We start from the raw sequence: 11,920 nt of genomic DNA on the forward strand, positions 1-11,920 counted from the left end.
GCCTGTTGGCCGGCGCTGCTGGCCGGCGACCCGGCCCGGCGGTACTCCAGCGTCCAGCGGAGCACATATATGTCGCACCGTGCCGCTGGAGTACCGTTCAGCCGGAGCCGACCGGTCAGCGTGCCGGAGCCGGCCGACGGGGCAGCGGCGAGTCAGTCGCCAGCGCCAGGCTCGTCGACCGACCCGTCCGGGTAGGGGGCGCTCTCTCCGACCAGCAACCGGTGGCCGACCGTGCGGTGCCGGCCGGGCCCGTCGTGCCCTTCGATCCGCTCGAGCAGCAGCTCCAGCGTGCTCTCGGCGAGGGCCACGGTGTCCGGTGCCACGGACGTGAGACTGGGGGCCAGGCTCGCCGCCAGACCGATCGCATCCCACCCGATCACGGCGATGTCGTTCGGGGCCTCGAGCCCGCGCAGGCGCATGGCCCGCAGGGCACCGAGAGCGGCGAGATCGTCGCGGCACAGCAGTGCATCGATCTCCAGGCCCGTATCCAGCGCTCGTCCGAAGGCCGCCTCGGCCCCCTGGGCGTCCCCGACCCCGCGGGGGACCAGGAGTGAGTCCTCGGCGGCCAGGCCGGCCGCTTCCAGCCCGTCGCGGTAGCCCTGCAGGCGCAGCAGCGAGGTCTGCGACAGCGCAGCGGGCTCGTGCCCGAGGAAGCCGATGCGGCGGCGGCCGAGGGCGACCAGGTGCGCAACCGCCTCGGCCGCTGCGCGGACGTTGTCGATGGCGACCTGGTCGGAATGGCGCGGGCGCTCGGCCTCGCCGAGGAAGACGACCGCAGTGTCCCCGCGCAGCTCGTCGAGCTCGGCCGGGGTGAGGTCCTGGGGGTGGATGATCACGCCGTCGACCACCCCGGCCTCACGCCCGCGCACTGCGGAGCGCTCGCCGTCGGCCGTGCCGCCGGTCTCCTCGAACAGCAGGTGGTAGCCACGAGCCGCGCAGACCCGGGAGATGACGTGGGCGAGCTCGGCGAAGTAGGGCCGGCGCAGGTCGGCGAAGGCGAAGGCCAGCATGTTCGACCGGCCCGTGGCCAGGCTGCGCCCGGAGACGTTCGGGCGGTAACCCAGCGCATCGATCGAGGCCTGCACCCGAGTGCGCATGGGGTCGCTGACGTGCTGATACCCGCGCACCACATTGGAGACCGTCTTCATCGAGACGCCCGCGTGGTCGGCGACGTCCTGCAGCGTGACCCGGCTCATCCGTCCAACGGTACCCGGACCGCGACGTTCCCGGATCCCGATTGACCGGGAGTTTCCAGCGCTGTAAATTCGGCGGGCATGAGCACCGCTGACGCCTCCGCAGACCCCGCCGGCCCCGTCGACCCTGCGGGTACCGCAACCACTGCCGGCCCCGCCGACGGAGCCGCCCGCCCCGCGCCGACGCCGGCCAGCCGCCAGGACGGCTCCTACCCGAGGCCGCAGCTGCTGCGGGAACAGTGGGCCGACCTCACCGGGACCTGGTCCTTCCGCCATGACGACGCGGACGTCGGCCTCGCCGAGGGCTGGAGCCGCGGCTTCGACCGGCCGCGCGAGATCCAGGTCCCCTTCCCGCCGGAGTCCGAGGCCTCGGGGATCGCCGAGCCCGGCTTCCATCCGGTCGTGTGGTACTCACGGACCATCGGAGCCACGCAGCTGGCCGAGGCCGGCTCCGGTGACGACGCGCCCCGTCTGCTGCTGCACTTCGGCGCTGTCGACTACCGCGCCTCGGTCTGGATCGACGGGCAGTTCGTCGGCGAGCACGAAGGCGGCCACACGCCGTTCAGCTTCGACGTCACAGAGCTGCTCGCGCCGGAGGGCGAGCACCTGCTGGTCGTCCGCGCCGCCGACGATCCGCTGGATGTGACCCAGCCGCGCGGCAAGCAGGACTGGCACGAGGAGGCGCACGCCATCTGGTATCGCCGCACCACCGGCATCTGGCAGACGGTGTGGCTCGAGGCCGTCCCCGACGTCTCCGTGCGCGACCTGCGCTGGAGCCCGGTGACCCCCACGACCCAGTCCCTGACGGTCCGGTTCCGCGGCACCCCGCCGGCCGGGTCCCGCCTGCGGGTGACGCTGCGCTTCCTCGAGCGTGAGGAGGACCTCGGCACGATCGAGGTCGAGGTCACGAATGCGCGCCCCACGCTCGAGCTCACGGTCCCCGTCGCGCGCCAGCGCAACGGCCAGGCCCAGGACGAGCTGACGTGGTCTCCCGAGAAGCCCCGTCTGGTCGACGCCGAGGTCACCCTGCTGGATGCCCGCTCCCGCCCGCTGGACCTGGTCACCAGCTACTTCGGGATGCGCTCGACCGCCGTGGGCGGTGGGGCGTTCCTGCTGAACGGCCAGCCCTACGACGTCCGCAGCGTGCTGGACCAGGCCTTCTGGCCGGAGTCCCACCTGGCGGCGCCCGAGCCGCTGGCTCACCGCCGCGAGGTGGAGCTGATCAAGGCGCTCGGGTTCAACGCGGCCCGCATGCATCAGAAGATCGAGGACCCGCGCTTCCTGTACTGGGCCGACCGGCTCGGTCTGCTGGTCTGGGGCGAGGCGCCGGGGGCGTACGAGTTCTCTGCCCTCGCCGTCCAGCGGCTGACCTCCGAGTGGATGGCGGCCGTCGAGCGGGACGTCTCCCATCCCTCGATCGTGACCTGGGTGCCGCTGAACGAGTCCTGGGGCATCCAGCACGTCACCGACGACCCGGCCCAGCAGGCCTACGCCAGGGCGCTGACCGATCTCACGCGCGCTCTGGACCCCAGCCGCCCCGTGGTCTGCAACGACGGCTGGCAGCAGCAGAACACCGACATCCTCACGATCCACGACTACGAGGGCGACGGCGCCGCCCTGGCCCGCACCTATGCCGACGAGGCCGCCCGCACGCGCGCCGTCGAGGGGATCGCGCCGTCCGGCCGGTTCCAGCTCGTCGGCGGCGCCGAGGACCACGGGCAGCCGGTCATGCTCACCGAGTTCGGCGGCGTGAACTATCAGGACGGGACCCGGCGGGCCGACGGGTGGGGCTACACCCGCGCCACCGACGGCGAGGACTGGATCGAACGGATCACCGCGCTGTACGACGGGATCCGGGCCAGCAGCTTCCTGTCCGGCTCCTGCTACACGCAGCTGACCGACACCATGCAGGAGACCAACGGGCTGCTGAACGCGGACCGCACCCCGAAGATGCCGATCTCGGAGATCCGCCGGGCGGTCACCGGCAGCTGAGCGCGCCCGGGCAGGCCGGTCAGGCCGGTCAGGCCTGCCACGGCGCGTCCGGCTCGGCACTGGATCAGGTCAGCGCCTCGGACCAGACCGGTCCGTCAGAACAGGTCGGGCTGGGCCTCGCCGCGCAGGACGGCCAGGGCGCGGCGCGCGCGGGCCCCTCCCCAGGGGGAGAGGATGTCGGCGTCGGCCTCGTCGATCAGTGCCCAGTCGTCGAGCTCGGAGGCCTGCGGCACGATGTTCGCCTCCAGCTCGGCGCGGGGGACCACCCCGGCGTCGAAGACGAAGTGGACCGCCATCGGGGCGCTGCGCGCCGGGTTCGCCGGGGACCAGTTCGCCGCGAGCAGCCGGCCCACCTCGAGGTCGAGCCCGAGCTCCTCGAGCACCTCCCGCTGCGCGCACTTGCGGGCATCCTCCCCGGGGTCCACGCCGCCGCCGGGCAGCAGCCAGTGATCGCGATAGTTGGGCTTCTCGACCACGAACCGGTCGTCCTCGTCACGCAGGATCACCGCCCCCGAACTGATGACCTTGGGCAGGGAGGCGAAGTAGGCGGGATCGGGCAGCAGACGCGGCATGTCCCCATCGTGTCACTGTCGGCGTGTCACTGTCGGCGTCACTCTGCGCGTTCGAAGCGCACGGTCACGCCGGGCGCGGCCTGCGCCAGGAGATCGAGCCCGGTGCGGGTGGCCACCGCGATCACGGGGTAGCCGCCGGTGGTGGGGTGATCCGGGCCGAACACGACCGGTAGCCCCGAGGGCGGCACCTGGATCGCCCCGGGGACCATCGCCTCGCTGGGAAGGCTCGCCGCGCCCTCGGGCACGGGCAGGGGAGTGCCGTCCAGGCGCACGCCGATGCGATCCGAGTCCGGGCGCACCGTCCACTCCGTGGCGAGCAGCGCCTCCAGGGCCGACGGGCCGAGCAGGTCATCGCGCGGGCCGGGATGGATCGGGATCTCGAGCGGTGACGGGGCGGGCAGGGAGTCCCCGCCGGCGGGAGCATCGATCACCAGCAGCGCGATCTGGCCGGGGACCGCATCGAGCCCGCGCACGGGACCGGTCAGCAGGTGGTCCCCGGCGGCCAGCGGGTCGGGGCCGAGACCGGAGAGGGTGTCGCGCGAGCGCGACCCGAGCACCGCCCCGCCGGTCGGGGGCGCCGCCGCGGCCCTGCTCGCGCCGCCGGCCCGGCCGACGGTCCCGTCGGGCTGCTCCGCCGAGGCGCCGGTCTCGCCGGAGCGCTCGGACCGTCGCACCGCGCGGATCCCGCCCCGGACGGCCATGACCAGGCGCAGTCCGGCCGCCGCCGGCCCGAGCTCGACCTCGTCGCCGCGGTCCAGGGCGATCGGGGCGCCGCGTCCCTCTCCGGCGGTGAGGTCGAGCGGGGCGGCCTCGGGGTCGTCCCGCCGCACCGTGAGCCGGGCCGGGGCCCCGGCCACCGCGATCACCGTGGCGGCCGACGCCCGCAGCCGCAGCGGTCCCACCAGCGTCTCGAGCACGGTGGCGTGGGCGGGGTTGCCCACCGCGAGGTTCGCCTGGACCAGGGCGCCGCGGTCGAACGCTCCCGACGGGCTCACGCCGATCGCGCCGCGACCGGGCCGGCCGTCGTCCTGGAGGAGGGTGAGCGGACCGGGGGAGAGGACCTCCAGCGCCGGGGTGCCCTCGGTGATCGGCGTCCCTGTCGCGCCTCGCCGTCGGGTGAGTCGGGCGGGTGCGGCCGCGGCCTCGCGCCCGGCGCGCGCGAGGGTCGTGGCCGGCCGGGCGGTCCGCGCCGTCGGCCGCTGCGCGGTGAACCGCACCCGGGTGCCGGGCGTCAGCAGGGCGGGCGGCTCACGGCTGGGATCGAAGAGGTCGACGTCGGTGCGGCCGATGAGCTGCCAGCCGCCGGGGGAGGGGCGCGGGTAGATCCCGCAGTAGCGGGAGGCGAGGCCGACGGCGCCGGCCGGCACGGTGGCCCGCGGTTCGGTGCGGCGCGGCACCTCCCACGGAGGCCCGGCGGTGCGTCCTGCCCCGGCAGTGCGTCCTGCTCCGTCGGGATCCCCCGCCTCGTCGGCCACGAGATAGGCGAAACCGGGGGCGAAGCCGCCGAAGGCCGCGGTCCAGGTGGTCGCGGTGTGGGAATGGATCAGCGTCTCGGTGCTCATGCCCAGCAGTTCGGCGGTCTCGACGAGATCCTCCCCGTCGTAGACGACGCCGATCCGGTGCTCCGTGTCCCCGGCCGATTCGCCCGGAGCCGCGCGCAGGTGCTGAAGCAGCTCCGTCAGCTCCCGCAGGTCCCGCGCGACGGAGCCTCGAAGCAGCAGGGTCCGCTCCGCCGGGACCAGCTCGATCAGGGCAGGGGGAGCCAGCCCGCGCACCGCGGCCGCGGCGGCCAGCACGGCACGGGTGTCGGGGTACTCGGCCAGGATCGCGGTCTCCCCGGCCCGGTGCACGCGCAGCGGCGGGGCCAGCAGCCATCCCGCCTCGGGCGCGGCGGCGCCGGTCACAGCGCCGCCTCCAGGTGCACGCCCGCCGCCTCGAGCCGGTCCCGGACGGTGCGGGCCAGCGCGACCGCCCCGGGAGTGTCCCCGTGCAGGCACAGGGAGCGGCACGGCAGGTCGAGCCCGCTGCCGTCGGCCGTGCGCACCCGTCCCTCGGAGGCGATCGACAGTGCCTGCTCGGCGACCGCCTCCGGGTCGGTGAGCACAGCGCCCGGACGACTGCGCGGCATCAGGGTGCCATCGCCCAGGTAGGCGCGGTCGGCGAAGCCCTCGAGCACCACCTCGATCCCGGCCTCCCGTGCCCTCTCCACGACCACGGCGCCCGGCGCGGCGACCAGCGGGAGGTCCCCGAGGTCGCGCAGCGCCTGGATCACGGCGCCGGCCTGGGCCTCGTGGCGAGCCAGGGTGTTGTACAGGGCGCCGTGGGGCTTCACGCCCCGCACCGCGGTGCCCTCGGCGCGGGCCATCGCCTCCAGCGCGCCGACCTGGACGATCAGCAGATCGGTGAGGTCGGCCGGGGCGATGTCCAGGAATCTCCGGCCGAAACCGGCCAGGTCCGGGTAGGCGACGTGCGCGGTGATCGCGACCCCGTGCTCGGCGGCGGCCCGGCAGGCGGCGCGCATCGTCCCCGGATCCCCGGCGTGCCCTCCGCAGGCGATGTTCGCCGTGGTCACCACCTCGAGCATGGCCGCGTCATCACCCATCGACCACGCGCCGAAGCCCTCACCCAGATCGGCGTTGAGGTCGCACACGGGATGGTCGGCGCTCATGCGGCTGCTCTCCTTCGCTCTGCCCGCCACGACGACGGGGTCACCGCTCATTGTCCGCGCACGGCGCCGGCGCGGCCAGGGGTGACGGGCGGTAGTGTCGCGGCCATGAGCGAGCGCCCGACCGACCAGACCGATCCGTCGCCGCGCGCGGGCTCCTCGGCGCCGGACAGCTCCGCCGCGCACCACGTCCTGGACCAGGCCGACGGCGGCGAGCCCCGCCGGCTGCTGTCGCTGAGCGATGAGCAGCTGGCCGGTCTCGACGGGCACCAGCAGCCCCAGTTCACCGCCATGCCCTGGCTCGACCAGCGCCCCGACCAGGCCGCCGTCGCGGCCGAGGTCGGACTGCGCTCGCTGATCGCCGACGGGCGGGTCAGCGCTGCCCGGGACGGGGCGACCGGGCGGCTGCGATGGGTGGCCGGCACCGAGCTCCGCGGCTGCCAGCTGCTGCGCCGCACCGCCGCGCGATTCGCCACCGCGGAGCGCACGGTGCAGTCCGAGAGCGGCCCGCTGGTCAGCCGCGCGTACTACTACGTCCATGAGACCGGTGTGCTCGAGGAGGAAGTGACCCCGTCGGGCATCCACCACTTCACACCGTTGCGGGTCGAGCAGGTCCCCGCCCGGATCGCCACGCTGATCGACCCGAACTCCGTCGCCGGCCAGGGCGGCGCCCCGGTCACCGTGCGCCGCACCGAGCTCGCCTCAGGACACCCGCTCGCCGCCCGGCTCGCCGACACCCGTGCCCAGAGCGTGCTGACCACAGTGCACGCCGACGACGACAGCGTGCAGCAGGTCAGCGTGTATGTCACCGGCAGCGAGGTGCTCACGATGGAGGCGCTGGACCCGGCCGCCGAGGACCCGCCGCTGGAGTTCCGGCCCGTCGACGCGGGCGACCTGGTCGCACTCGCCGCGGCCGTCGTCTCCTGAGCGCCTCCCGCAGGATTCGCCGGCCCGCGCGCGGCCCATCGCGCTGGTCAGAGGCTTCCGCGGGGCCCCTCAGCTCGTGAGGACGTCTCAGCGTCGGTCAGCTCGTGAGGGCGTCCCGCAGCGTCCGGGCCGCTGCCTCGGGATCGTCGGCCTCGGTCACGGCGCGGACCACCACGATCCGCTCGACACCGGCGCCGAGCAGCTCGGGGACACGTTCCGCGTCGACTCCGCCGATGGCGAAGAACGGCTTCGCGTCCCCCGTCCGCTGGGCGGCGGCGCGCGGCAGGTCGAGGCCGACGGGGGCGCGGTCCGGCTTCGTCGGCGTCGCCCACACCGGACCGGTGCAGAAGTAGTCCGGACCCGCATCGGCGTCGGCCGCCTCCATCTGCTCGATGGTGCGGGTCGAGCGGCCGATCAGGACGTCGCGGCCCAGCAGCGCACGGGCATCCAGCGTGCTCAGGTCGCCCTGGCCGAGGTGGAGGATGTCCGCGCCGGCCAGCGCGGCGACGTCGGCCCGGTCATTGGCCGCCAGCAGCGTGCCGTGCGCGTCGGCGATCGGCCGCAGCGCCCGCAGGGCCTCGACCTCGGCGCGGGCCTCGGCCGCCTTGTCCCGCACCTGCAGGATGTCCACTCCGCCGCGGAAGGCGGCCTCGGCGAAAGCCAGCAGGCCCTCGAGCCCGCGCGAGAGGTCGACGCAGACGTACAGGCGGGAGGCGCGCAGGGCTTCGCGGCGCCGGGCACCGGCCTCGCTGGTCGCCGACGAGTGAGCGTTCATGGGCACAGCCTGGCACAGAGCGTGACCGGGACCCGGAACCTCCGGCCTGCCGGCGCCGTGCCGCCGGCACCGTGCCGCAGGCACTGGCCCGCCGGCTCGTCGGCGTCTGCGCCGGCGCGTAGACTCGAGGGGTTCCGTGGGAGCCCGAGACGCCGGGCTGAGAGGGCGCAGCGCGCCGACCACCAGCACTGGATGCGGATCATGCCGCCGTCAGGAGGAATCTCAGGATGCGTGCCATGCATGTCGCCGTCATCGGCGCGGGCATCGTCGGCCTGCTCACCGCCGCCGAGCTGCGAGCGCGTGGTCACCGCGTGGAGATCCACGCCGAGGGGGTCGCCGACGGGGCCACGTTCGCGGCCGCCGGGATGCTCGCCCCCGCCGCGGAGATCCAGGTCGGGCAGGGCCCGCTGTGGGCCATCATGCGCGAGGCCTCCCAGGCGCACCGCGATCTCGCGAGCCGCCTCGCCGCGCGCACCAGCGTGGACCCCGGCTACCGGGACGATTCGACCGTGATGATCGGACGGGACCACGCCGACGCCGCCGCGCTGCGCGACCTGGCCGAGATCCAGCGCTCCACCGGAGCGGCCGTCCGCGAGCTCACACCCCGGGAGCTGCGCCGTCTCGAGCCCGCCCTGGCCCGCGGCATCGCCGGCGCGCAGCTGATCGAGCACGACCACCAGGTCGACCCGCGGCGCCTGGCCGCCGCCGTCCAAGACATCCTGGCCGGAGCGGGCGGACCCGGGGACGGCCCCGCCGTTGCCATCCACCGTCGCCGCCTCACCTCGCTCGAGGAGATCGACGCCGAGCGGATCGTGCTGGCCGCAGGGCTGGGTGCGGGAGAGATCGCGGGCCCGCACCGCCGCCTCGGCCTCGCCCTGCGCCCCGTCCACGGCGACATCCTGCGCGTGCGCGTGCCGACCTCGCTGCTGGCCCCGGGCGAGGACAACCTGGTGGCCCGCACCGTGCGCGCCACCGTGCGGGGACGATCCGTCTACCTGGTCCCGCGCGCCGATCGCCACCTGGTCATCGGTGCCACCAGCCGCGAGGACGACCTCGCCGGCACCTCCACCGGCGGCGTCCACCAGCTGCTCCAGGACGCGATCGAGATCGCCCCGTCCGTGCGGGAGACCGAACTGGTCGAGGTCACCACCCGGGCACGCCCCGGCACCCCCGACGACCTCCCGCTGCTGGGCCCCGTGCCCGGCGATGACCGCGTGATCGTCTCGACCGGCTACCACCGCCACGGGATCCTGCTGTCCGCTTGGGCCGCCCAGCGCACCGCCGAGCTGCTCGAGGACCCCGCCGCGCCCCGCTCGCAGCTGCTCGACGCGGTCCGGCCCGAACGCTTCACCATCCCACCGCCGACGGCGTCCCTCCCGCCATCCCCCGTACCCAGCGCCACCGCCTCATCCGCCCAGGAGAACCCATGAATCTGTCCCTGACCGTCAACGGCGACGAGGTCGCACTCCCGCCGGGAAGCACCGTCCGCGACCTGGTCAGCTCCCGCCTCGGCCAGGAGATCGGCGAGGACGGCCGCGCGAGCGACGGCAGTCCGCTCGGCGTCGCCGTCGCCCTGGACGACACCGTCGTGCCCCGCACCCGCTGGGCCACGACGCCCGTGCCCGATGGCGCGCGCTGCGAGTTCGTCACCGCCGTGCAGGGAGGCTGACCCATGACCCGTCCCTCCGCACGTCCCGACCTCGCCGACGACTCGTTCACCATCGCCGGCACGCCCCTGACATCGCGCCTGATCATGGGCACCGGCGGGGCCACCGACCTCGCCGCGCTCGAACGCGCCCTGGTCGCCTCCGGCACCGCGCTGACCACCGTCGCGATGCGCCGCTTCTCCGCGGCCACCGGCAACTCGGTGTTCACGCTGCTCGAGCGGCTCGGGATCAAGGTGCTGCCCAACACCGCCGGCTGCTTCAGCGCCCGCGACGCCATCCTCACCGCGGAGCTCGCCCGTGAAGCGCTGGAGACGGACTGGATCAAGCTCGAGGTCATCGCCGACGAGGACACCCTCCTGCCCGACGGCATCGAACTGGTCGAGGCGACCGCCGAGCTGGTCCGGCGCGGCTTCACCGTGCTGCCCTACACCACCGACGATCCCGTCCTGGCCCGTCACCTCGCCGACGCCGGCGCCGCCGCGGTGATGCCGCTCGGCTCACCGATCGGGACGGGCCTGGGCATCCTGAACCCGCACAACATCGAGCTGATCACCGCCCAGGCCAGCGTCCCGATCGTGCTCGACGCCGGGATCGGCACCGCCTCGGACGCGGCGCTGGCCATGGAGCTGGGATGCGACGCCGTGCTCGTGGCCAGCGCCGTCACCCGCGCCCAGGACCCCGAGGCCATGGCCCGGGCGATGGACTGGGCCGTGCGCGCGGGACGCGCCGCCGCCGGGGCGGGACGGATCCCGCAGCGCCGCCTGGCGCTGGCCTCCTCCAGCTTCGAGGGACTCATCGAGAGCGACGCCGTCGACGCCGACGATGCCGGGGACACCGAGGCGGTCGGCGCGGCCGGGGCGCCCGCCGCGACCGGACGGATGGCCGAGTCATGGTGAGCGCAGTCCCCGGCCGCAGCCCGTCGGCCGCCGTCTCCCACGGCCAGAGGCTCCCACCGCTCGCCGAACCCGGCCCCGAGCTGACGGCGGAGCAGATCGAGCGCTACCGGCGCCAGATCACCCTCGACCAGATCGGCACCCTGGGCCAGCGCCGCCTGCGCGCGGCGCGGGTGCTGCTGATCGGGGCCGGCGGCCTGGGCAGCCCGGCGCTGAGCTATCTCGCCGGAGCCGGGATCGGCACGATCGGCATCATCGATGACGACGACGTCGACGTCTCCAACCTCCATCGCCAGGTCATCCACGGCACTGAGGACGTCGGCACCCCGAAGGTCGCATCGGCCGCCCGCGCCGCCCATCGGCTGAACCCCGAGGTCGCGGTCGAGGCGCACCACCAGCGGCTCAGCCCGGAGGGTGCTGTCGACCTCGTCGGGCGCTACGACGTGGTCGTGGACGGCTCGGACAACTTCGCCACCCGCTACATGGTCGCCGATGCCAGCGAGATCACCGGGGTGCCGATGGTGTGGGCGGCCGTGCTGCGCGGCCAGGGACAGGCCAGCGTGTTCTGGCCCGGCCGCGGCGCCCACTACCGCGACCTGTTCCCCGAGCCCCCGGCCCCCGGGGACGCACCCTCCTGCGCCGAGGCGGGCGTGCTGGGCTCCCTGCCCGGACTGCTGGGGACGATCATGGCCGCCCAGGTGATCCAGCTGGTCACCGGCACCGGCGACCCGCTGGTGGGGCGACTGCTGCTGTGGGACGAGGCCACCAGCAGCTCGCGCACGCTGCGCCTGGAGCTGGAACCGGATCGCGCCCCGGCCACCCGGGTGCAGGTCCCGGCCGCCGCGGACCCCGCTTGCCGCAGCGGCGGTCCGGGGCCGGAGGAGACCCTCGATGCCTCCGCGCTGCGGGAGCTGCTCGCGCGGAGCGCGGGGATCACGCTGATCGATGTGCGCGAGGACTGGGAGGTCGCCGCCGGCACCATCGAGGGGGCAGTGCACGTGCCGGTCGGGGAGATCCTCGAGCATGGCGCGGACGCGCTTCCCGACGGCACGCTGGGTACCGAGACCGTCCTGTACTGCCAGGCCGGGTCACGCTCAGCCCGGGCCCTGGAACGGCTGCGCGGATCCTGGCACGGGCGCAAAGGGCGCCTGCGCCACCTCGAGGGCGGCTATTCGGCCTGGAGCCCGCAGGGCCGCTGACCCTGCGCAGGGCGGCTGACGCCGGGCAGGGCCGCTG

Annotated in this window: 11 protein-coding genes and 1 riboswitch; of the genes, 6 read left to right on the forward strand and 5 right to left on the reverse strand. The window is 74.7% G+C overall.

Features of this window, described 5'->3' with window-relative positions:
* Positions 1-152: 152 nt before the first annotated feature.
* Complete coding sequence (locus tag ACFQS2_RS10005; protein ID WP_377793602.1) at positions 153-1,196, reverse strand: LacI family DNA-binding transcriptional regulator; 1,044 nt, start codon at positions 1,194-1,196, stop codon at positions 153-155.
* Between the two features lie 78 nt (positions 1,197-1,274).
* Between ACFQS2_RS10005 and ACFQS2_RS10010 the strand changes: the two genes are divergently transcribed.
* Entirely contained in the window at positions 1,275-3,185 is a 1,911-nt protein-coding gene (locus ACFQS2_RS10010; protein WP_377793603.1) for a glycoside hydrolase family 2 protein, read from the forward strand.
* A gap of 95 nt (positions 3,186-3,280) precedes the next feature.
* On the opposite strand, the gene ACFQS2_RS10015 is transcribed toward ACFQS2_RS10010, so the two are convergent.
* From ACFQS2_RS10015 to ACFQS2_RS10025, 3 genes are read right to left on the reverse strand one after another with little or no spacing between them, the layout of a single operon-like run.
* The gene (locus tag ACFQS2_RS10015) at positions 3,281-3,757 is read right to left on the reverse strand and encodes an NUDIX domain-containing protein (protein WP_377793605.1); all 477 of its coding nucleotides are present in this window, start codon (positions 3,755-3,757) and stop codon (positions 3,281-3,283) included.
* Positions 3,758-3,795: 38 nt separating this feature from the next.
* The gene (locus tag ACFQS2_RS10020) at positions 3,796-5,661 is read right to left on the reverse strand and encodes a carboxyltransferase domain-containing protein (protein WP_377793606.1); all 1,866 of its coding nucleotides are present in this window, start codon (positions 5,659-5,661) and stop codon (positions 3,796-3,798) included.
* Positions 5,658-6,425 carry a LamB/YcsF family protein gene (locus tag ACFQS2_RS10025; RefSeq protein WP_377793607.1) on the reverse strand — a complete coding sequence of 256 codons (768 nt, stop codon included), beginning with the start codon at positions 6,423-6,425 and terminating at the stop codon, positions 5,658-5,660. Before ACFQS2_RS10025 ends, ACFQS2_RS10020 begins: the two co-directional genes overlap by 4 nt.
* Positions 6,426-6,530: 105 nt before the next feature.
* Between ACFQS2_RS10025 and ACFQS2_RS10030 the strand changes: the two genes are divergently transcribed.
* Positions 6,531-7,349, forward strand: coding sequence for a hypothetical protein (locus tag ACFQS2_RS10030; protein WP_377793608.1), 819 nt, complete (start codon positions 6,531-6,533; stop codon positions 7,347-7,349).
* 97 nt (positions 7,350-7,446) lie between these two features.
* Here ACFQS2_RS10030 and thiE read toward each other — a convergent pair whose 3' ends face one another.
* Positions 7,447-8,124, reverse strand: coding sequence for a thiamine phosphate synthase (gene thiE / locus ACFQS2_RS10035; RefSeq protein ID WP_377793609.1), 678 nt, complete (start codon positions 8,122-8,124; stop codon positions 7,447-7,449).
* Between the two features lie 126 nt (positions 8,125-8,250).
* A riboswitch (TPP riboswitch) is annotated at positions 8,251-8,357 on the forward strand.
* On the opposite strand from thiE, the gene thiO reads away from it, so the two are divergent.
* The 4 genes from thiO (at position 8,352) to ACFQS2_RS10055 (ending at position 11,883) form a co-directional block, all read left to right on the forward strand.
* Positions 8,352-9,554, forward strand: coding sequence for a glycine oxidase ThiO (thiO, locus tag ACFQS2_RS10040; protein WP_377020240.1), 1,203 nt, complete (start codon positions 8,352-8,354; stop codon positions 9,552-9,554). It overlaps the preceding riboswitch by 6 nt.
* Complete coding sequence (thiS, locus tag ACFQS2_RS10045) at positions 9,551-9,793, forward strand: sulfur carrier protein ThiS (protein WP_377020241.1); 243 nt, start codon at positions 9,551-9,553, stop codon at positions 9,791-9,793. The genes thiO and thiS overlap by 4 nt, the downstream gene beginning before the upstream one ends.
* 3 nt (positions 9,794-9,796) lie before the next feature.
* Positions 9,797-10,687 carry a thiazole synthase gene (locus tag ACFQS2_RS10050; RefSeq protein ID WP_377020242.1) on the forward strand — a complete coding sequence of 297 codons (891 nt, stop codon included), beginning with the start codon at positions 9,797-9,799 and terminating at the stop codon, positions 10,685-10,687.
* On the forward strand, positions 10,681-11,883 hold the full coding sequence (locus ACFQS2_RS10055) for a ThiF family adenylyltransferase (protein WP_377793610.1): 1,203 nt from the start codon (positions 10,681-10,683) through the stop codon (positions 11,881-11,883). The genes ACFQS2_RS10050 and ACFQS2_RS10055 overlap by 7 nt, the downstream gene beginning before the upstream one ends.
* Positions 11,884-11,920 lie beyond the last annotated feature (37 nt).

Origin of the sequence: Brachybacterium sp. GCM10030267, assembly GCF_042666875.1 — a bacterium.
In the GTDB taxonomy this organism is placed as follows: domain Bacteria; phylum Actinomycetota; class Actinomycetes; order Actinomycetales; family Dermabacteraceae; genus Brachybacterium.